The organism is Lysinibacillus sphaericus (genome assembly GCF_000600105.1).
GTDB classification, from domain to species: Bacteria; Bacillota; Bacilli; order Bacillales_A; family Planococcaceae; genus Lysinibacillus; species Lysinibacillus sphaericus.
The window spans coordinates 1,595,267-1,617,044 of record NZ_CP006837.1; the positions used below are offsets into that span (position 1 = coordinate 1,595,267).

Annotated in this window: 21 protein-coding genes; 14 read left to right on the top strand and 7 right to left on the bottom strand. The window is 38.6% G+C overall.

Going from position 1 to position 21,778, the window contains the following annotated elements; genetic code table 11:
- Positions 1 to 68 precede the first annotated feature (68 nt).
- Positions 69 to 665, top strand: a complete 597-nt coding sequence (locus tag T479_RS07310) for a lipoprotein heptaprenylglyceryl N-acetyltransferase LhaT (protein WP_025219081.1) — start codon at positions 69 to 71, stop codon at positions 663 to 665.
- 60 nt (positions 666 to 725) lie between these two features.
- Positions 726 to 1,400 carry a zinc metallopeptidase gene (locus T479_RS07315; RefSeq protein WP_024364259.1) on the top strand — a complete coding sequence of 225 codons (675 nt, stop codon included), beginning with the start codon at positions 726 to 728 and terminating at the stop codon, positions 1,398 to 1,400.
- A 104-nt stretch (positions 1,401 to 1,504) separates the two neighbouring features.
- Here the strand turns inward: T479_RS07315 and T479_RS07320 are convergent, their stop codons facing one another.
- On the bottom strand, positions 1,505 to 2,374 hold the full coding sequence (locus tag T479_RS07320) for a YitT family protein (RefSeq protein ID WP_025219082.1): 870 nt from the start codon (positions 2,372 to 2,374) through the stop codon (positions 1,505 to 1,507).
- A 115-nt stretch (positions 2,375 to 2,489) separates the two neighbouring features.
- On the opposite strand from T479_RS07320, the gene T479_RS07325 reads away from it, so the two are divergent.
- From T479_RS07325 to T479_RS07355, 7 genes are all read left to right on the top strand, one after another.
- Positions 2,490 to 2,825: a nucleotide pyrophosphohydrolase gene (locus T479_RS07325; RefSeq protein ID WP_024364257.1), complete on the top strand. Its 336-nt coding sequence runs from the start codon at positions 2,490 to 2,492 to the stop codon at positions 2,823 to 2,825.
- Positions 2,825 to 3,622, top strand: a complete 798-nt coding sequence (dapB, locus tag T479_RS07330; protein WP_025219083.1) for a 4-hydroxy-tetrahydrodipicolinate reductase — start codon at positions 2,825 to 2,827, stop codon at positions 3,620 to 3,622. Before T479_RS07325 ends, dapB begins: the two co-directional genes overlap by 1 nt.
- Positions 3,623 to 3,640: 18 nt before the next feature.
- Complete coding sequence (mgsA, locus tag T479_RS07335) at positions 3,641 to 4,045, top strand: methylglyoxal synthase (protein WP_024364255.1); 405 nt, start codon at positions 3,641 to 3,643, stop codon at positions 4,043 to 4,045.
- 31 nt (positions 4,046 to 4,076) lie between these two features.
- The gene (gene bshA, locus T479_RS07340; RefSeq protein WP_024364254.1) at positions 4,077 to 5,222 is read left to right on the top strand and encodes an N-acetyl-alpha-D-glucosaminyl L-malate synthase BshA; all 1,146 of its coding nucleotides are present in this window, start codon (positions 4,077 to 4,079) and stop codon (positions 5,220 to 5,222) included.
- Positions 5,209 to 6,384, top strand: coding sequence for a CCA tRNA nucleotidyltransferase (locus T479_RS07345; protein ID WP_025219084.1), 1,176 nt, complete (start codon positions 5,209 to 5,211; stop codon positions 6,382 to 6,384). The genes bshA and T479_RS07345 overlap by 14 nt, the downstream gene beginning before the upstream one ends.
- A gap of 153 nt (positions 6,385 to 6,537) precedes the next feature.
- Positions 6,538 to 7,074, top strand: coding sequence for a GNAT family N-acetyltransferase (locus T479_RS07350; protein ID WP_029747403.1), 537 nt, complete (start codon positions 6,538 to 6,540; stop codon positions 7,072 to 7,074).
- An 83-nt stretch (positions 7,075 to 7,157) separates the two neighbouring features.
- Positions 7,158 to 8,141 carry a biotin--[acetyl-CoA-carboxylase] ligase gene (locus T479_RS07355; protein ID WP_024364251.1) on the top strand — a complete coding sequence of 328 codons (984 nt, stop codon included), beginning with the start codon at positions 7,158 to 7,160 and terminating at the stop codon, positions 8,139 to 8,141.
- Positions 8,142 to 8,456: 315 nt separating this feature from the next.
- On the opposite strand, the gene T479_RS07360 is transcribed toward T479_RS07355, so the two are convergent.
- The 3 genes from T479_RS07360 to T479_RS07370 are packed head-to-tail and all read right to left on the bottom strand — an operon-like array spanning position 8,457 to position 10,203.
- A complete protein-coding gene (locus tag T479_RS07360) occupies positions 8,457 to 9,290 on the bottom strand; it encodes a DUF4097 family beta strand repeat-containing protein (protein WP_025219085.1) in 834 nt (277 codons plus the stop codon).
- On the bottom strand, positions 9,291 to 9,890 hold the full coding sequence (locus tag T479_RS07365; RefSeq protein ID WP_025219086.1) for a DUF1700 domain-containing protein: 600 nt from the start codon (positions 9,888 to 9,890) through the stop codon (positions 9,291 to 9,293).
- A complete protein-coding gene (locus tag T479_RS07370; RefSeq protein WP_024364248.1) occupies positions 9,883 to 10,203 on the bottom strand; it encodes a PadR family transcriptional regulator in 321 nt (106 codons plus the stop codon). The genes T479_RS07365 and T479_RS07370 overlap by 8 nt, the downstream gene beginning before the upstream one ends.
- Positions 10,204 to 10,699: 496 nt before the next feature.
- Here T479_RS07370 and panB point away from each other — a divergent pair, with 496 nt between their 5' ends.
- The 4 genes from panB to dinG all read left to right on the top strand — a co-directional run bounded on the left by panB (position 10,700) and on the right by dinG (position 15,773).
- Positions 10,700 to 11,536 (top strand): 3-methyl-2-oxobutanoate hydroxymethyltransferase, encoded by an 837-nt coding sequence (gene panB / locus T479_RS07375; RefSeq protein WP_025219087.1) that lies wholly within the window; start codon positions 10,700 to 10,702, stop codon positions 11,534 to 11,536.
- Complete coding sequence (panC, locus tag T479_RS07380) at positions 11,537 to 12,391, top strand: pantoate--beta-alanine ligase (RefSeq protein WP_025219088.1); 855 nt, start codon at positions 11,537 to 11,539, stop codon at positions 12,389 to 12,391.
- A gap of 1 nt (position 12,392) precedes the next feature.
- A complete protein-coding gene (gene panD, locus T479_RS07385) occupies positions 12,393 to 12,776 on the top strand; it encodes an aspartate 1-decarboxylase (RefSeq protein WP_024364245.1) in 384 nt (127 codons plus the stop codon).
- A gap of 225 nt (positions 12,777 to 13,001) precedes the next feature.
- Positions 13,002 to 15,773 (top strand): ATP-dependent DNA helicase DinG, 3'-5' exoribonuclease type, encoded by a 2,772-nt coding sequence (dinG, locus tag T479_RS07390; protein WP_025219089.1) that lies wholly within the window; start codon positions 13,002 to 13,004, stop codon positions 15,771 to 15,773.
- 37 nt (positions 15,774 to 15,810) lie between these two features.
- On the opposite strand, the gene T479_RS07395 is transcribed toward dinG, so the two are convergent.
- Positions 15,811 to 17,616, bottom strand: a complete 1,806-nt coding sequence (locus T479_RS07395) for a sensor domain-containing diguanylate cyclase (RefSeq protein WP_025219090.1) — start codon at positions 17,614 to 17,616, stop codon at positions 15,811 to 15,813.
- A gap of 703 nt (positions 17,617 to 18,319) precedes the next feature.
- Between T479_RS07395 and T479_RS07400 the strand changes: the two genes are divergently transcribed.
- Positions 18,320 to 18,646, top strand: a complete 327-nt coding sequence (locus tag T479_RS07400; protein ID WP_024364242.1) for a DUF378 domain-containing protein — start codon at positions 18,320 to 18,322, stop codon at positions 18,644 to 18,646.
- Positions 18,647 to 18,729: 83 nt separating this feature from the next.
- Here T479_RS07400 and T479_RS07405 read toward each other — a convergent pair whose 3' ends face one another.
- Both T479_RS07405 and T479_RS07410 read right to left on the bottom strand, forming a co-directional pair.
- The gene (locus tag T479_RS07405; protein WP_025219091.1) at positions 18,730 to 20,250 is read right to left on the bottom strand and encodes a CoA-acylating methylmalonate-semialdehyde dehydrogenase; all 1,521 of its coding nucleotides are present in this window, start codon (positions 20,248 to 20,250) and stop codon (positions 18,730 to 18,732) included.
- A 295-nt stretch (positions 20,251 to 20,545) separates the two neighbouring features.
- The gene (locus T479_RS07410) at positions 20,546 to 21,715 is read right to left on the bottom strand and encodes a PucR family transcriptional regulator (RefSeq protein WP_025219092.1); all 1,170 of its coding nucleotides are present in this window, start codon (positions 21,713 to 21,715) and stop codon (positions 20,546 to 20,548) included.
- Positions 21,716 to 21,778: the final 63 nt, after the last annotated feature.

The following is a 21,778-nucleotide window of genomic DNA, read 5'->3' on the forward strand; positions in this document are numbered from 1 at the left end:
CACATCATACATAAAAATCGAGGAAAAAAGACATCTTAGAATAGACGGATAGTAAAGGAGTTTTAATCATGCAAATAACGCCTGCAAACATTTGGTATCTCCTTACGCATAAAACATTTTTAATCATTTTACTGCTTATTAACTTGTTAGGAACCATTTACGGCTATTACTGGTATGGTTGGCAACTTGCGATAACAAAGCCCATTTTTTATATTTTTGTACCAGATAGTCCCACTGCTAGTTTATTTTTTTGTTTTGTGCTGCTGGCATGGATTTTAGGAAAACGATGGCCATTGATGGAAGTATTAGCGCTTGTGACATTGGTTAAATATGGTATTTGGGCAGATGTGATGAATCTTTGGACGCTAGTTGAAACGGGCTATATAGGCTGGCAAGGTTGGATGCTGATTGCTTCACATTTTGCGATGGCTGTCCAAGGTGTTCTTTATATCGGTAAATATGTATTTTCATATTGGCATGTTGCTTTTGCTGCGGTATGGACTTTGCACAATGATGTTATTGACTATGTATTTGGACAAATGCCAATGTACCGTGATTTAGCAGACTATACAAGTATCATTGGCTATTTTACATTTTGGTTATCAATTGCTTGTATTTTTATCGCCATTTTCTCAATTAGGTGGCGCAAATATTTGCCCAATTAGGGAAATCTCTATAGAATTATAGTATCGAGATAGAAAGGGGTTAGAAAATTGTCAACAAGCATGTATATTGTTTATTTTGCGATTATTATGCTGCTGCCATTGTACGCACAGATGAAGGTAAAAGGTACGTATAAAAAGTTTGCAAAGGAACGTACCATGAAGGGACAAACTGGTGCTGAGGTAGCTAGGGCGATCTTAGATGCGAACGGTTTGTACGATGTGCGAGTTGTGCCAACCCAAGGTGTGTTATCTGATCACTACAATCCTGCGACAAAAACAGTCGCATTATCAGAAAGCAATTTCTATGAAGCAAGTGTTGCTGGCGCAGCAGTTGCTGCCCATGAAGTAGGTCATGCTATTCAGCATAAAGAGGCATATTCAATGCTTACTTTACGTAGTAAGCTTGTACCAGTTGCAAATATTTCATCAAACGCATCTTGGATATTCGTTATGATTGGTATTTTTTCTGGGTTATCAAACATGTTATTACTAGGTATTGTCCTATTAGCAGCAGGCGTAGTGTTCCAATTAGTTACGCTACCAGTTGAATTCGATGCATCGAAGCGTGCATTAGTGCAAATGAATTCCCTTGGTATTATTACCAATGAAGAAGAACGCCCTGCACGTAAAGTGTTAAGTGCCGCTGCGTTAACTTATGTGGCAGCAGCAGCAGTAGCTGTATTAGAATTATTACGTTTAATATTAATATTTACAAATATGCGTAGTGACGACTAAAAACTTGTTATAGTGGGTTAACCACTATAACAAGTTTTTTTAATTTATTTACATAGCTAGTATTTTAGAATCTATTTCATCTGCGCTACTGCAATATGTGAACCTTAATGTAAAGGTTGCTTTTGATCGTCCAGCGTAAAGCCTTCTCCCGCAACATCCCGAACTTCTGAAATAGAGACAAAAGCATGCGGATCGACCTCATGAATAATCGATTTTAAGCGTACAACTTCATTGCGTCCAACAACGCAGTAAATTACTTCTTTTGCTTGTTTTGTAAAGTGACCGTGACCTTCTAAAATCGTGACACCTCGTTCCATGCGCAAAGTAATCATATCCGCTATCGCACTAGATTTTTCTGAAATAATGAGTGCGCCACGCCCTGAATAGGCGCCATCCTGTACAAAATCAATAACACGAGCACCTACGAATACAGCGACAAGCGTGTACATCATTGAACGTGCATCTAAAAATGTTAGCCAAGATAATAAAATAACAATGGCATCGAATATAAACATGGTTTTCCCCATACTCCAGCCTAGATATTTATGTCCGAGACGTGCTAATATATCCACACCACCAGTTGTACCTCCGAAGCGGAACACAATTCCTAGTCCAAGTCCAACGAAGATACCGGCAAACAATGCCACGAGAAATAAATCATCCTCTAAGTGAATAGTGAATTGGTATTTCTGGAAAATTTTCAGGAAAATTGATACTGAAATGGTACCAATTAATGTGTAAATAAAAGATTTTTTACCTAGTAAGCGCCAACCTAATAAAAACATTGGAATATTCAACAGTAAATTAAGTAATGCGGGGTCCCAACCTAGTGTAAAATAGAGAACAAGGGTAATTCCGCTAAAACCGCCTTCACCTAAATGATTTTGCATATTAAAGTGTACAAAACCAAAGCTAAAAATGGCTGCTCCGAGCATTATTGCGATAATATTACGTATTTTAATCTGTTTAAACATAAGACCTCCTGTAGTTCTTAGCTATGAAGTAGTGGATTCTATTATCTGTCATTTTATTGTTTTTGACAACAATGGTGTAAATTTTATACGATGGTAATTAGGAGTGTGATATTAGATGACAGAACAGATTACGATGCAAGCCTTGCAAAAACGTGTGGATGATTACATTGGGCAATTTAAGGAAGGTTATTTCCCACCTTTTGAACTACTCGCACGTTTAACGGAAGAGCTTGGAGAACTGTCGCGCGAAGTGCAGGACGTTTACGGTCAAAAAAAGAAAAAGAGCACAGAAGAAACGAATAGTATTGAAGAAGAACTAGGTGACTTTTTCTTTGTTTTAGTATGCTTTGCAAATGCACAAGGTATAAAATTAGATGAGGCACTGTTGCGTGTCATACATAAATTTGAGACGAGAGATAAGGATCGCTGGACAAGAAAGGAAGAGGAATAATGTCGATTCGTGTAGCCATTGCAGGGCCAAGAGGAAAAATGGGAGCAGAAGCTGTACATACAGTCATGAAACATGCCAAAATGGAGTTAGTAGCTGTACTAGATTATAAAGAGGTTGGTCATACATTAGCTGATTTAGAAATGTTCCCAGCAAGCTATACAGCACCAATATTTACAGATATGCATGAACTAGTAGAGGCAACGGCCCCTGATGTTTTAGTCGATTTAACGAATCCACATGCAGTATATCATCATACACAAGAAGCATTAAATTTAAATGTACGACCAGTGATTGGTACAACAGGTTTTACAGATGCACAACTAGAAGAATTATCAGCACTTGCGAATGAGAAGGAGTTAGGTTGTATTATTGCACCAAACTTTGCGATTGGCGCGATTCTGATGATGAAATTTGCTAAAGAAGCAGCAAAATATTTACCTGATGTAGAAATCATTGAGATGCACCATGACCAGAAGTTAGATGCACCATCTGGTACAGGGGTTAAAACAGCACAAATGATCCAAGAGGTGCGTGCACAAAAAATGCAAGGTCATCAAGAGGAGAAAGAAACGATTGAAGGAGCAAGAGGAGCAGATTTTGATGGCATGCGCATTCATTCTGTTCGCTTACCTGGTTTAGTGGCACACCAGCAAGTATTATTTGGAGGAGACGGCCAACTGTTAACAATCCGTCATGACTCATTAAATCGTAATTCCTTTATGTCTGGCGTTGCTTTTTGTGTAGAAGAAGTTATGAAAATGGATCAGCTCGTTTATGGTTTAGAAAACATCATCTAAAGAACGGATGGAATACTTATGAAAATTGCATTGATTGCACATGATCGCAAAAAAGATAATCTAGTACAGTTTGCTATTGCTTACCGCGATATTTTAAATGAGCATACGCTTTATGCTACAGGTACAACAGGGCAACGTGTGATGGAAGCTACGAGCTTAGAAATTACACGTTTTCGCTCAGGTCCTCTTGGAGGAGACCAACAAATTGGCGCTATGATTGCCAACAATGATATGGACATGGTGATTTTCTTCCGTGATCCATTAACAGCACAACCACATGAGCCAGATGTTTCTGCACTTATCCGTCTTTGTGATGTTTACCAAGTGCCACTGGCAACAAATATGGGAACTGCAGAAATATTACTAAAAGGCCTACAAGAAGGCTTTGTGGATTGGAGACTGATTCAAGAAAGACGAGACTAAAAGACGTGATTTTAGAAAGGATGATCATCGAATGAGAAAGCTAAAAATCGGCATTACCTGTTATCCAACTGTTGGAGGCTCTGGTGTGATTGCAACAGAATTAGGAAAAATGCTTGCAGAGAGAGGACACGAAATACATTTCATCACCTCCAGCGTACCATTTCGATTGAATAAAATTTATCCGACCGTCTTTTTCCATGAAGTAGAAGTAAACAATTATTCAGTATTTCAGTATTCGCCGTATGATATTGCATTAGCGAGTAAAATGGCGGACGTGATTAAAGATGAAGGGCTAGATGTACTCCATGTACATTATGCTATCCCACATGCTGTATGTGCGGTGCTAGCCCGAGAAATGAGTGGGCAAAATATAGGTATTGTGACAACGCTACACGGCACAGATATTTCCGTACTTGGACAGGATTCAACGCTTTCACAAGCTATTAAATACGGCATTGATAAATCTGATATTGTCACAGCAGTATCACAGTCACTCAAAGAACAAACTTACAAACTAATTGATACAGTAAAACCAATTGAAACAATTTATAACTTTGTAGATGAGCGTGAATATCGTCCACTTGACGCTGGTAACTTAAAAGAACAGTTTGGTATTCAAGCTGATGAAAAAGTTATCATTCATGTGTCAAATTTCCGTAAAATTAAAAACCTTCCTCATATTGTCGATGCCTTTATGAAAATCCGCGCTAATATGAAAGCGAAACTATTGTTAGTAGGAGATGGACCTGAAAAGCATCGTGTGATGGACCAAGTAAAGGAAAGTCCATATGTGAAGGATGTTTTATTTTTAGGCAAGCAAGAAAATTTAGCTGAATTATACGCTATTAGTGATTTAAAGCTATTACTGTCTCAACAGGAATCTTTTGGCCTTGTACTGCTAGAAGCAATGGCTTGTGGTGTGCCATGTATCGGTTCGAACGTTGGTGGAATACCAGAAGTCATTGATCATGGTGTCGATGGCTACTTAGTAGAATTAGGCGATACAGATGCAGTAGCTGAGTATGCTGTAGAATTATTAAATGATGAAGATAAATTACTTCGTTTCCGTGAAGCAGCAATGCGCGCAGTCAATGAAAAATTCCATTCATCTAAAATTGTCGAGCAGTATGAACAACTGTATGAAAAGGTAGCGGAAATAAACCATGCAAAACACTAAAGAATGGCAAGCAGCCTTCACAGTTATTGAGCAATTGGAGGAGGCTGGCTTTGAAGCAGTTGTCGTAGGTGGCGCTGTGCGAGATGCAATTTTAAATCGTCCTGCACATGATGTTGACGTAGCGACAAATGCATTGCCACAAGAAGTTAAAACTGTTTTTAATCGTACCGTTGATATCGGTATTCAACATGGAACTGTACTTGTCATTGTGCCAGAAGGGCCTGTTGAAGTAACAACTTATCGCACAGATGGAGAGTATACAGATCATCGAAGACCTGAGGAAGTTCATTTTGTACGTTCCTTGAAAGAAGATTTACAGCGCCGTGATTTTACGATGAATGCTATAGCCATGCGTAGAGATGGGTCATTTGTTGATTTTTACGGTGGACAACGTGATATTGAGGCTAGCGTGATTCGAGCTGTAGGGGAGGCGAAGGTGCGCTTTGCCGAGGATGCCTTACGAATGTTAAGAGCTGTGCGATTTTCAGCACAGCTTGGCTTTTCGATTGAAGTGGCTACCCTTCAGGCAATGCAGCAAAAGGCCCCCGATATTGCATGGGTTGCCAAAGAGCGCATGAAGGCTGAACTTGATAAGCTATGGCTAGGAAAAGATGTATATAATGGCATTAAAAAGCTTGAAGAAAGTGGACTTGTGTCTTATTTACAAGGGGATTTCCAAGTAGACCATTGGCGTGGTTTTGCTGTAGAAAATGCAACTTGCGGTTGGGCGTATTTTGCTCTTGGACAAAAAGAAAATTGGCAGGAAGTGTTGCGTGCTTATCGTTTATCGAATAAGGAAATGGCATTTGTGAAGGCTGTTTTAAGTGCGTTCCATGCCTTACAGAATGGCTGGACGAGCATGGACTATTTTACGTATTCGCTTGAGGAGCTTGAAACAGCACACTACTTTGCACAATTGAAAGAGCAAGTTACCATTTCGCAGCACAGTATACGTGAAGTGCAGGCAAGATTACCAATAAGAAATCGCCAAGAGCTTGTAGTCAATGGAATGGATTTACTACAATGGTCTGAACAAAAACGTGGTCCATGGTTAAAAGAAGCGTTGCAAAGGATTCTAACGGCTGTTGTTAACGGGGAGCTAATAAATGAGCGAAACCACATAAAGGATTGGTTTGAGCGTGCGTATGTCCATAAAGGATGAATCATTGTTGATATAAAGTAAATTAAGCAAGTGACAACAAGTGACCATGAAAATACGTCATTAAAAGGGTCACTTGCTTTATCTTTTTTGGGACATAGCACACACTTTATACATAAATCGTGAAGTAAATTTCAATCAAGGGGTGTTTGGGTGATGATTGACATGAACCATTTAAAAGGTGAGAGAGTGATACTGAGAGAAATGGAACAACAAGATTGGAGCGCTGTGCATGCATATGCATCGCAACCAATTGTTTGCCAATATCAACCATGGGGTCCGAATTCCGAGAAAGAGTCACAAGATTTTGTAACACAAGTAGTTTTGGAGGCGGCTAACGTTCCGAGAAGTCGCTTCGTTTTTGCTGTTATGGAAAAGAATCGAGTCATCGGTGCTGGAGAAATGAATATTCGGGATTTTACCAATAGACAAGGTGAGATTGGTTATATTATTCATCCAGATGATTGGGCAAAGGGATACGCTACTGAAGTAGCAAAGCTTCTGATTGAATTTGGATTTAGTGCATTCAATTTACACCGTATTTTTGCTACTTGTGACCCAAGAAATCTAGGCTCGGCAAAAGTGTTAGAAAAAATCGGTATGACTTACGAAGGTAGAATACGGCAAGATTTGCTACTAAAAGACGGCTGGCGAGATTCTCTTTTATTCAGTATTTTAAAGCATGAATGGTAAATCTTATTCGCATTTCGTGCTAATGAGATAGGTTATGGGTTAAGGTTTGCAATGAAGAAAAATACTAAAGGATTGGTTTGAATATGAGTATGTCCATGAAGGATGAAATTTTAAAAAGATTATTAGCATCTAGCGGTGAGGCGGTTTCAGGACAGGAGTTGGCAGATTCACTAGGGGTTTCACGTACGGCTATTTGGAAGCATATGCAGACGTTGCAAGAGGAAGGCTATACTTTTGAAACCGTTAAGAAAAAAGGTTATATGTTGACTGGTGTACCGAATAGCTTAAGTCCTACACAAATAGAATTATTTTTAAATACAGAGCGTTTTGGGCGAGAAATTCACTATTTTGATGTAGTCGATTCCACACAAACCATTGCCCATAAACTTGCACAGGAAGGTGCTCCAGATGGCACAATTGTGATTAGTGAAGAACAAACAGCAGGGCGTGGACGTATGGCAAGACCATGGGAATCAGCAAATGGTACGGGTATTTGGATGACCATTATTTTACGACCAGATGTCTCACCACAGCAAGCATCTTCGTTCACACTTGTCGTAGCGGTTGCGGTTACAATGGCGATTAAAACATTGTATAAACATGTAGAGCCTGCTATTAAATGGCCAAATGATTTACTGATAAACGGTAAGAAATGCACAGGTATTTTAACAGAGATGCAGGCAGAGGCAGATCTTGTACAAGCATTACTTGTAGGAATCGGCATCAATGCCAACCAGCTAGAAAACGATTTCTCACCAGACATCGCAGATATTGCGACATCGTTACGTATTGCGGCAGGGGAGGAAATTAACCGTGCTGCACTTGTCGCAACAATTTTGCAATATTTGGAGCAGTTTACTGCACTGTACGTGAAAGAGGGCTTCTCTAGTATTAAAGCGCTTTGGGAGCAGATGTCGTGCACGATTGGTCAACGCATCGAAGTGACAACTTTAAGAGAACGCTTTGAAGGAATTGCTAGCGGTATTACAGATGATGGCGTGCTTCAGCTAACGCAAAACGATGGGACAATACGAACGATTTATTCAGGTGATATTAAAATTTTATAAAAAATGAAAGAGGATGGGACATAAGAGAAAAAGTGTTAGATTGAACCCAATCAATCTAACACTTTTTTGCTATGCGGTTGTTGCCCGCGTCTTACATTATGTGCTGTTCTGAGCTGGAGTCACCACCTCCGCTGCCAACAACTAGTGAACACTTCTAATTTTTTTAATTGCAAAAGCAAGAATAGCTAAGGTCCACATAAAGCAAAAATTTATGAACAGCTTTCCTCTGTTCCTTAAATTTTTTTAGTTTTGTCCCATTCTCTTGTTTTTTAAGTAAGATAACGTTTCATGATGAGCGCTGAGGCTATGTGACGTTTAGTTTAAGGATAATTCTAAATCCCCATGTGACAGAGACGCATTTAGCTGATTATGTCCTTCAAGAGGTTGTGAAGCCTTGCTATTGTGCTCACGATCATTCACTGTAATCTCCCCAAAGCTTGTTTTTAACTCAAAGCCTAGTTCACTTTTTTTATTTTGCAAGTCTAACGTTGTATCCCCAAAGTTAGAAGTGATTTGTGATTGACCGTTAAGTGTTCCTTCTATATCAATTTCTCCATGCTCGCTTTCAACAACAAAGCCATTACTGATGAATTGTTCGAGTGTCAAATCCCCGAAAGCCTGTGTAATCTCCGTTTTGTCACTAGTAATATTTTGGAGTAGGATATCCCCATAATCCCCTTTGATACTTAGCTGTTGGTAGTGTAGTCCTTGAAGCATCGTATCGCCAAAATCACTGTCTACTATAACCGAATTTAACTTTGCATCTTTTGGCACAGTAATGATGATAGAAGGTGTTTTAAACGTTCCAATGCCAAATGTGACGCCATTTTTTCCTTTACTTTTTGTTTCAACTGTTAATGTACCATTATCCATGCTGTAAGATACATCTGTGTTTTTAACAACATTTGTTTCTAATGTGTAGCTATCGCCCTGAAGTATTTCAACATCTCCATAGTTGTTTATTACATGAATATCTGAAAATGCTTCGAGTGTATGGGAATTCTTTTCGAGCCCATTATTACTTGGTACAGAGAAGCCGTTATCCCCTTTTACAATTACCCATTTACCACCAGAGGTAAAACCAACGACGGCAAGTAAAATCCCTAAAGTAATCATACTAAAAGCGATGAGCTTATGTCGTGAAGTCATCTATAGTCCCCCCTTGTGCTTTTTCGTCATTTTATGGAACAAGTTTGCTAATACTTCCACGCAAACCATACCAATTTTCTTTAGTAGGCGGGCAACGATTGGGAAAAGCAGGACACCTAAACCTGTTACTACTAATCCTATGCCTATAAAGAGTAATGCGGTTGGCCAGTGTTCGGTTAATACGAGCACTCCTGAAATAAGTGCTACAATACCGCCAAAAAAAATACTTAATACCATTGCAACGATTGCAATAACAAAACTAAAAATAACTGCTCCAACCGATATAATAAGTGCTACCGCTACGGCAAGTAATGGTAAAGATAGTGGTGCCGACAAGATTGCAAGAATAATAAGCCAAATAGCCGTCATATTTTTCTTTGTAGAAGCGGGTGTCGCATCTAAATCCTTTAAGGCAAAATCAGCCATTATTTGTGAGGCCACAACAGAAGGAGAGCCTAGTTGTTGTATAACTTGTTGCTCATTTTCTACGCCTGCTTCATCAAAATACTCTTCATAGTAGACAAGCGCTGCATTTAGTTCATGCGCTGGAAGACGCCGTAATTTCCCTCGTAGCTTTTTTAAATAGCTTTCTCTATCCATCTAATTTCCCTCCTAAAAGTACACAGTCAACTTTTTGTTTATACATTTGCCATTCCTGTAAAAGCTCGAGCAATCGTTTACGCCCTTGCTCGGTAATTTGATAATACCGTCTATTTCGTCCTTGATAGGGTTGGTCATACGTTGTTAGATAATTAGCTTTTTGTAAACGACGTAATACCGGATACAGCGTTGATTCGGATATATCCATCACAGATTGCACTTGCTGTGTTAACGAGTAACCGTATGCATCCTCTTTATCGACAATGGCAAGTACACAAGCGTCAAGTAATGCGGAGCCAAGCTGAAATGTCATCTTTCCACCTCACATTCTATTACCTATACAAGGTTTTATATTATATGTTGTATAGTATGTGGATAGTATATGACGTATAGTATATACTTGTCAATTTTTTTTACCATTATCTTTACAAATAAATGCTCCTTGTAGTGATTTGCTAGAAAAAACTAATTGAAGATTAGCTAGTGAATCTGTTATAGTAATGGCTGAAGGGCAGTATCCTTGTGAACGGCACCTTCAACAGCGTTTTACAATTTACAACAAATATCTGCCTTGATCTTTTATAGACAGGGACGGAAGAAAACGATACGTTCAAAATTTAACTTGATTGAGTGGGGAACCTAATCGCAAATGATAAGTCGCGACTAGTTTTTATCTGCTAATTAACGTTAAAACCTCATCATGCATCTGAGGAAAAAACGGTACTGAACGAACTCATGACCTTTCTGTCCAAATTTAGGAATAGAAAGGTCTTTTTTGTTTTCTTTCCTTAAAAAAGGAGGACTACACATTGAAGACAACATCAGATTTTTTAAAGATGAAAGCAAATGGGGAGAAAATCGTGATGCTAACAGCCTACGATTATCCTTCCGCAACATTTGCCGAGCAAGCCGGCGTTGATATGATTTTAGTGGGAGATTCACTTGGAATGGTTGTACTCGGTTATTCTTCTACAATGCCAGTGACAGTAGCCGATATGGTTCATCATGCAAAAGCTGTCCGTCGTGGGGCAAAAAATACGTTTGTTGTCGTGGACATGCCATTTGGTTCTTATCACGGGGATGTCAATGACACGTTAAAAACAGCGGTATCTATGATGCAAGATACGGGTGCAGATGCCCTTAAGGTTGAAGGTGCAGGAGATGTCGTGCCAGTGATTAGTAAATTAACATCAGCAGGTATTCCAGTCGTTGCACATTTAGGTTTGCAACCGCAATTAGCAGGCGTGCTTGGAGGCTATAAGGTGCAAGGGAAAACCGCGGAACAGGCAGCACAACTTATTGAAAATGCCAAACAATGTGAAGCAGCAGGCGCATGTGCAGTTGTTTTAGAATGTATTCCACATCAACTAACGGATTTAGTATCCGCAGCACTTACGATTCCGACAATTGGTATTGGGGCGGGTATTGAGGCTGATGGACAAGTATTAGTTTTCCATGACATGCTGAGTTATGGTTCGCACCATGTGCCAAAATTTGTAGCACAATTTGCTGATATGGGAAGTGAAGCCAGCAGCGGCATTGCAAGTTTTGTTAATGCTGTGAAGACAGGGACATTTCCAACATTAAACCACTCCTTTACGATGAAAGAAGAAGCATTGGATCAGCTATACGGGGGCGTAAAGTAAATGAAAGTCATTACTACAATCAAAGCACTGACATTAGAAATTCAAGCAGCTAAACGAGCACAAAAAACAATTGGACTAGTGCCAACAATGGGTTTTTTACATGAAGGTCACTTAACATTAGCATCAAAAGCTCGTGCAGAAAATGACCTTGTTGTGATGAGCATTTTTGTTAACCCAACACAATTTGGGCCAAATGAGGATTTTGAAAGTTACCCTCGTGATTTGGCAAGGGACACTACTTTAGCACAATCTGTCGGTGTAGACATAATCTTTGCACCAAGTGTGGAAGAGATATATCCGCATGATGGTGGTATTCGTATCCGCGCGGGTGAGCAGGCAACGCTTCTATGCGGAGCAAGCCGTCCAGGGCATTTTGATGGTGTTTTACAGGTGGTCTCAATATTGTTTCATTTAACACAGCCAACACGTGCTTACTTTGGACAAAAGGATGCCCAACAAGTGGCACTTATCTCTACGATGGTGCGAGATTACCATTTTCCTTTAGAGATTCGTGTTGTACCAATTGTCCGAGAGGAAGATGGCTTAGCGAAGTCTTCTCGCAATGTATATTTGAACGAGGTGGACCGCACAGAAGCACCGGCGATTTATGAGGCTTTGCAACTGGCTCAACATAGCTTTTTAGCAAATGGTGATGCAACAGCAGCCCTTGCAAAGGCAAAAGCTCATATCGCAGCACGCACACATGGCAAAATTGACTATATAGAATTATTGGCTTATCCGGATCTCCTGCCTGTAACAGCCCAAACGGAACAAGTTCTTTTGGCAGCCGCCGTCTACATCGGCCAAACACGTTTAATTGATAATTGTATTTTTAATGTGAAAGAAGGAAAATAACATGTTACGAATGATGATGAATAGTAAAATCCACCGTGCTACTGTAACGGAAGCGGATTTAAATTATGTAGGCTCGATTACAATTGATGAGGATATTTTAGATGCCGTTGGAATGTTACCAAATGAAAAAGTGCATATTGTGAATAATAACAATGGTGCGCGCTTTGAAACGTATATTATTGCAGGTGAGCGCGGATCAGGCGTGATTTGTGTCAATGGGGCAGCAGCGCGTCTCGTACAACGTGGAGATATTGTAATTATTATTTCTTATGTTTATGTGGATAATGCAGAGGCCAAGGACCATAAACCGACAGTAGCCATTATGGGAGAAGGCAATACCATTAAAGAAATGATTGCCTACGAGCCAGAAGCAACTGTATTGTAGTGCCAGTCACCTACACAATTCTTTTAGTAAAATCCACTTCGCTAACGGTGTATCCGCAGAAAGCGAAGTGGATTTTTTTTGGTGCCAGTCACCAAAACGATTCGCAAAATTCGCATAATTCATATGATTCTCGTGCATTTTTTTATTGAAATGGCGCAAGGATGACCTGCGAGATGTATTTATGATAAAATTCATCTATCTAATGTGAACTGTGAGTTGAGATGTATGATGGAAAGTCAAAAGTATGCAATAGTTGATTTGGAGACGACAGGTCATTCTCCAGCAAATGGTGACCGAATGATTCAAATTGCCATTGTCATTATGAAGGATTGGGAAATAGAACGTACCTATACAAAATTTATTCATCCAGGGAAATCGATTCCGTCCTTTATTCAAGATTTAACGCATATAACGGACGAGGATGTGAAAGATGCCTTGCCGTTCGAGGCACATGCCGACTACATATACGAATTAATTTCCGATTGTGTTTTTGTCGCGCATAATACGGATTTTGACTTATCCTTTTTACAAGCAGAATTTAAACGAGCGGGTTTACCAAAATGGCATGGTAAGAAAATGGATACAGTTGAACTAGCAAAAATTTTATTTCCCATGTCTCTTAGCTTTAAGCTAGGTGATTTAGCCGCAGACTTAAATATTGAACTTGAAAATGCGCATAGAGCGGATGATGATGCGCTGGCAACGGCTGAACTTTTTAAACGTAGTTGGAAAGAGCTTCTAAGCCTTCCACAACTAACGCTCGAACAAATGCATAAACGTTCATTCCGTTTAAAATCTAATTTGTCCCAGCTTTTCTTTGAAGCATTACAATTTAAACGTCATCATAGAACAACTGATGAAAATATTACGTACTATCGCAATATTGCAATTTGTGATGGTCGTCAAAAACGGGTTCTAAAATCCGAGCTAGCACCTTATCCAAAAACAATAAATGAAAAAGAAGCACTGATGACAAAAGCTATGCCCAACTTCGAGCAACGACCTGCGCAATTTACGATGATGGATACGATTTGGCAAGCATTAAATGACAAAGAAGAATGTGTGATTGAGGCTTCGACGGGCATAGGCAAAACAGTCGGTTATCTTTTACCTAGTATTTTATATGCGCGGGCGAACAATAAAAAAATTGCGATTAGTACGTATACAGCACATCTACAAGAGCAACTTGTAGAAGAAGAACTACTAAAAATCGAAAAAATTCTTGATACAAAAGTAAACGTTGCTGTACTGAAAGGCATGCAACATTATATCGACCTTGCTCGCTTTGAACAGTGTATGGCATATGCAGATGAATCATATGATGATACATTTACCATTTTACAGTTGCTTGTCTGGCTGACAAAAACGCAGACAGGCGTATTAAGTGAACTTAATGTTTCCGGTGGGGGACAGCTTTTTTTAGAAAAAATTCGCAAATTGCCTGAGGAGAAACCGACAAAGGGCTTTGATTTTTATGAGCAAGCATTAAAAAATAGTACGACAGCGGATTGCATCGTGACAAATCATTCGATGGTCATTAGTGATTTAGTTCGACAAACACCAATCTTTAGACAAATCGATGGGTGGATTATCGATGAAGCGCATCAAGTTATTCAAGCAGCTATGCAACAAGATGAAACCGTCTTTTCCTACACACAATGGAAATATATTTTTGGCCAAATTGGAACAATGGAAGATACAGCGCTCTTTCAACAATTCAGTCAGGCAGCTAAAAAGAAACAGCGCATCCCAATGCAAAGTTTACAGCAACTTGACAAACAATTTATCCGATTACAGCGCGTTTTCGATGACACCATTGGGCATGCTGTACAAAAAATGCAACAGCAAGTTCGAGGCAAACAGGCTAGTAGCAAATGTACCCTGTTCTTAGAGGATGTATCACTAGCAAAAGAGCCGCTTTTACAAGTCAGCAAACTATTACAGCACTGGCTTGATCTCGCGGTGGAAGCTGGTAAAGCTTTTGAAAATAATATTGAACAGTTAGACAAAAATGAGGTTTTTATTTTATCTGAGTGGCACTATTGGATTCGAGAGTTGAAGCTAAGAATTGCGGAATGGGAGGAAATTTTCCTTTTACATCAGGACGAACATTCCGTTTGGTTTGAATTTGATTTACGCAGTGTCCCTGGCAGTCTGCATGTTTATAAGAAGCCAGTTAATGTTACACCAATTATAGAAAAAGTAATGGCGCCACTTCGTAAACAAGCAAGTATCGTTTGGACTTCAGGCACTTTAACGGTACCAGGAAATGAACGCTTTATTACGCGTCAGCTTGGCATTTCAGATAGTGTCCAAGTTATGCAGTTACAAGCACCAGCATCATATTATTCTGGTGCAAAAGCGTTTATTGTCACAGATATGCCAGATATTCAACAGGTGACGCAGGCAGATTATATTGAAGCAGTGGCACATGCGATTACACGCACGGTTCGCATGACAGAAGGACGTTGCTTTGTGTTATTCACTGCCCAAGATATGTTAAGAAAAACGGTTGAGCTGATACAAGATAGTGAGCTTCTCGATGACTATATGCTCTTTGCACAAGGTGTCACAGGTGGTAGTCGAATGCGCATTCTTAAATCATTTCAGAAGTTCAACCAAGCAGTGCTATTTGGCACAAACAGCTTTTGGGAAGGGGTAGACGTTCCTGGTGATGCACTTTCTTCTGTCATTGTTGTACGACTACCGTTTTCTTCACCAGAGGAGCCAGTGTTCAAGGCACGAGCCAAACATCTAACATTACAAGGGCACAACTCCTTTACGGAGCTATCTTTACCGGAAGCAATTATGCGCTTTAAGCAAGGATTTGGCCGTTTAATTCGATCATCCCAAGATAAGGGCGCATTTATTGTGCTAGATCGCCGTATTAGCACAAAATCTTATGGCAAAGAATTTATTCATGCATTACCGCCTATAGATGTCAAGAAACTCCAATTGCCAGAATTGCTGAAGGAATTAAGTAATTGGCAGAAATAAAAAGAATCCCTTTTAGCATGAGGCTAGAAGGGATTTTTTAAATGAAATGGGGAATTGTTGTTTCTTCATTATGTAAATACGCGACACAGTTACGTCCATTATTTTTTGCTTGATACAATGCTTGATCGCATCTTGTTAATAATGTTGTAAGCGTATCCCCATGTACATAAGTGGTTACACCAAAGCTACTCGTTTTTTGCTTTACGATTGGAAACTGATAATTCTCTAGCTGATGTCGGAGCTGCTCAGCAAGTTGAAGTGCTTCATGTAATGTGGTTTGAGGACAAATAACTAAAAATTCCTCACCACCCCATCGACCGATTGTATCCTGTTCCCGAATAGATTTTTTAAATAACTCCGCTGCATTAATCAATACAATATCCCCAACTTGATGACCAAATTCATCATTTACGGCTTTAAAATAATCAATATCGAGCAAAATAATAGAAAGAGGCGTTGCATGATTTTGTGCTTGCTTTAATGCTTCATCCAATACATCATCTAAGCGGACTCGGTTTGGTATTTGCGTCAATTTATCAGTATTGGCGATATTTTCAAGCTCTTGCCTTGCTTTCTCTAACTCTTGCGTTCGTTCCTGTACTTTATATTCAAGCGTTTCAGTTAACATTTGCTGCATTTTTTGATGTTCTTTTTTAATAAGATTAATTTTATCCCCGAGTGCTAGTGATAAAAAGATTGCTTCAAAAGTAGCTCCAATTGCTGGTATATCCTCGAATATTCTTGGATGAAATGGAATGATACTTAAAAAGGCTAACGCTTGAACAATAACAGACCCTAGTAAAACTGACCAACCAATCAAATAAAAACGAGCCATTTTTTGTCCTTTTAACCATACAAGGAGTCCAGATAACCAAAGAAAGGAAAGTACTACGACTGCAAAAATGGTTGTGAAATTATTGACAATAGCAACATCTGGAATAATAAATACGGCAATAAGTGATAAAATCGAAAGGCATAATAAAATATTTGCGAGTAAGTGATACTTCGGTAAATATGTTTTTAACTCTAGAAACTCTTTGGAAAATAAAATCATAAATATCAGTAAAAAATTACTACTGATCACTAACGATCGGATAAAAAACCATTCTGGCAAGAAATGACCTGCAATTTCCAAATCTAAGGAGTTCATCGTCGCTTGATAAAAAATAAAACTAAGCATATACAAGACATAATAAAAATACGCTTTTTCTTTTAAAGAAAAAAACAAAAATAAATTATATATTAATAAGGCAAACATAAAGCCATAAAACATACCCGAGAAAAATTTATATGAAATGATTTTTTCTAAAAAGCCCTCTGTTGTATACAAATAGGACATAAAACTTTTTGGAAGAACACCATCTAACTTTACATAAATTGCTGTAGTAGATGGGTCTGTTATAGTAAAGACATTCGAACGGTAGTCAATCTTTTGCTCGTTTATATGGGCAACTCCGCTCTTTTGTTGGTCATAAGAACCATCTTCTTTTACTAAAAACAATTCAACATTGTCTAGTTTATCAATAGATTCTAGCCAATAGGGCCCTTGTTTATTATCCATAATTTCTGCGGTATGGAGCCTTAGCCAAATCGTATCGTTTGTATGCCAAAAAAACAAATAATTTTGGTTACTTGTCTCAAAGGATTGATCATAATCACCAGATAAAATGTCCTCAATTGTAATGGATTTTGAAGGATCACGAAAAATATCAAAGTATTGCCCTAATACAATAGGCTCTGAAAGTTCTGTGGCATAACTTTTTAAAGGAAATAGCATTACCGTACTTAATGTCGCGAACATTGCAATCATAACGATAACTTTTATTACAATTTTCTTTTTCATATTTTTCTTTCACCTACGTTTCATAAATAAGTCATTCAATTAATCGTATCTAGAATTATACGTAATACTTAGCAACTTAGGGTATTAGCTCCTTAAGAAGAATATACCTTAAGTAATATACCATATTTTATTTGCTATTTTCTGAATTTACCAATAAAATACATGATTTTTATATTATCAAATGTTACCTTAGACCAATGAGGAACGAAGGGTGTTCAACGTTTCCAGCATTTTAGGATGAAGTATCTATCCTAAAAAATGCAACACGATTAGTGGAGACAGAGAATACATCATTTTTATAAAAATTGCTGAAAAAGAAGAGGTACTTAATGGATAGTAACGTAAATCTTTCGTTAGATAAAATAGAAATGAACATCATTCTATATGGCATTTACGCACTAATGAATGCTTATTTATAGTCATTTTATTAGTGCATTTTTGTATTGCAAAAAATTTTGATGAAAACAATTTCTTCTCGACGAGCTGAAATTGCTCTTTGTATAAAAAAACGGTTATTGCAAAAAATAAGACCGTCATCATGAGTGTTGTAAAAAATTTACATTGCACATTCAAGAAATGGCAAGTAATTTTGGCGTTATCGCCAAGACAGTTATAACAGTGTTGCGTTTAAGAATGGTAAAGGTTTGTCATTACCATACAATGATTGCTTCGCTGGAACAACAGAAGGAAGGAGGTGCTACAAATGGGTGTAGTATATAGGATTGCCTTAGTTCTCGTAATTATTGGTGCAATTAACTGGGGACTAATAGGATTTTTTAGATTTGATTTAGTCGCATATTTATTTGGCGGTCAAACAGCCGTATTATCGAGATGGATTTATGCACTTGTCGGAATTGCTGGGCTTATATCAATCCCAATCCTTATGAAGCGTTTAGATGAGGAAGAAGACTTCGATGCACATACTCGTATTCACAACAATCCGAGTTATGGTATGGAAGCTGGGGAAGAAGCCGATTTTACAGACGTGCCAAAAGCGAAGAAAAAGGATTCAGGAAATAAAAAAATGTAAGCTTTTTAAAACTGATGGCCCTTTGGGTGCGTCAGTTTTTTAATAATAAGAAGCCGCCTCAAAAAATGAAACGGCTCCTCCTATTAGTCGTTATTACTTGGGAAGGCAAAAGAGGATGCAGACTCGTTCGTATCCTCAAACCATTTTTCGGAAATTGTTTTAGCCTTTGTAAAGAAGCGTACTTGGTCTGGCCCAAACATATGACCTTCGCCAAATTTTGAACGTTTCCAGCCACCAAAATTATGGTAGCCAACAGGAATTGGAATAGGTACGTTAACGCCTACCATCCCAACTTCTATTTCAGAAGTGAATTTACGCGCAGCAGCCCCATTATTTGTAAAAATCGTGACGCCATTTCCTAACTCATGGTTATTAATTAAGCTTATCGCCTCTTCCAATGTTTGTACACGTACGACATTTCGTGCAGGTCCAAATACTTCCTGTTCGTAAATTTCCATCCCTGGCTTGACGTTATCCAATAGAGTTGGCCCTAAGTAAAATCCTTTAGAGTTTTTTGAGATATCGGGTTGGCGACCATCGCACACGATTGTAGCACCTTCTTGAAGACTGCGATCGATAAAGCCGATGATGGAGTCCTTCGATTGTTGTGTAATAACAGGACCAAAATCTACTTCTGGATCCGTGTAAGGGCCTACTTTTAAATTGGCAATTTTATCGGCTAATATTTTAACAAGCTTGTTAGCCGTTGTATCACCGACTGGAATAATTGTTGAAATCGCCATACAACGTTGAGAAGCCGCCCCATAAGCCGCCCCTAAAAAGGCATTTGCAGCTTGTTCCAAATCGGCATCAGGCATGACCACCATATTGTTTTTACCACCACCTAATGCTGTTACTCGTTTTCCATATTTTGAGCCTGTTGCGTAAATATATTCAGCAACTGGTGTTGATCCGACAAAAGAAATCGCTTCAACAGAAGGATTTTCTAATAATTCGGTTACCGTCTCTTTATCACCATTGATGACCGTCCAAATCCCATCAGGCAAGCCAGCTTCCTTCCACAGCTCTGAAAGCAAGAGGGCAGAGCAAGGAACACGTTCTGACGGTTTTAAAATAACGGCATTTCCTACTGCAATTGCCATGCTTGTAATGGCAAGTGGCACCATCACTGGGAAGTTAAAAGGAGAAATTGCCGCCACAACGCCAAGGGGCGCTTTTGTAGAATAGGCATTAATATTTCCGCCTACATTGACCGAATATTCCCCTTTAACTAAATGAGGAGCATTAATTGCCAAATCCACTGACTCTAAACCGCGTGTAATTTCACCCTTAGCATCCTCAATGGTTTTGCCACTTTCAGTACAAATCATGTCAATTAATTCGTCCATACGTGCTGTTAGTAATTGTCGAAACTTCAGTACAATCTCCGCCCGTTTGCCAACTGAAAGTGCGCGCCAAGCTGGAAAGGCATTTTGAGCAGTAGCGATTGCCTGTTGAACCTCCTCCTTTGTAGCAAGTGGGACATGGGCAATGACAGCTCCTGTACTCGGGTTATAGACATTTGAAAAGCGCCCGCTTTGACCCGCCACTACGGTGCCATTAATAAAATGCCCTAATTCTTTTACGTCCGTATTCGTTACCATCCTCATTATTCCTCCTTCGTTTATATGCACTAAAAACATTACATAAGGTATTCTTACTCTATTCATTGTGAAAATGATACGACGAATAAGTAGTTTTGTTATGCTTTATCTGTTTAACTTTCTAGTACCCTATTGTCGCAATTTCCCTTATACCAACAGATGGGGGTAATCTATGACGTTTAAAGGCTACGTCAATAATACTTTATATGAATAGGAAAAATAATTTAGAAGGGTTATCTATTAATCGAAAATTCTGATATATAAAACGAGGTGTATAAACTTAGTATCTCATTCATTATTGATGTGTTAAGACATCTTCAATTAAAAATGCTAAGTAGAGATTGGTTTTGGTAAATGGATTTGTTAAATCCATATCTAACAGTGATTCTATTTTTTTAATTTTATATAGCACAGTATTACGGTGAATAAATTGCCGTTCGCTAATTTTACTTGTACTCCCATTTTCCTCGAGAAATATGCGCAAAAAGGCTATATAATCCGTATTGTGCAGTTCATCGTATCGTTGTAATTGACCTAAAATATCATGGCTAAAGGATTGCATTAATGGTTGGTTTTGTACGGCCATAATAATTTGGTAGGCACCGATATCTTTATATTTGTACAAAAAACGATTGTTATGAAGCTGTGCTAATTGGATAACGGTTAACGATTCTTCATAGCTTTTACGAATATTTTCATGTTCTTTTTGATAGTTTCCTTTGCCAATAATGATATCGAGAAAGCCATTTTTTTGTTTGATTTTTTCATAGATTTCTTCAACTACTTTTGAGAAGGGGATGTTCGGTGTATTAATTTGCGCTCGGTCAATTAAAAAAATGAGGTGATTTTTATGTTTTAGTTTTAAAAAGCGTTTATAACGATGTTGAAAAGCAAATTGGATCATCACTTCATAGCGGTCAATGCTAGATTGTACACCTATTGTTGTGCAAGTGATAATAGCAAGTTCTCTACCTTGTGGGAATCCAAGTTGCGCCAGTTGTACTTTCCTTGTATCCATCTGTTTTTTGGAGTGAAAAAGTAAATTGAAAAGTACCTTTTCTTCAATGGAATGTTCTTGATGATGGTTAGCTATAAATTGAAAAGTAGTTTTTAATAAATCAGCTACGCGGCAATGCCAAGGCATTTGAAAAACAGGGAAATCATGCTCGTTAGCAAAAGCGATGATAGATTCAGGAATGGCAGGAATATAAGGGCCGATATTGATAATAAATCCTGCTACTTTTTTGCTATAAGCTAACTTAACGAGTTGTTCTAAGGAATCTTCCTGCTGTGATAAGTTAATACCTGTCGTGACGACCAATTCATTTGGCCGACAAAACATAATTAAATCAATGCTCTCTACTACGTTAATACCTGTAACTCTTCGATGTACACCACTATGTCCAGCTACTAATGTAAGCATAGGGAATTGAACTCCCTCCACAATTTTGCGAATCGTTCCCATCGTTTCCCCCCTTATTATGAACATAACTTACCATATATCATGTGCAGATGCACATATTTTTTT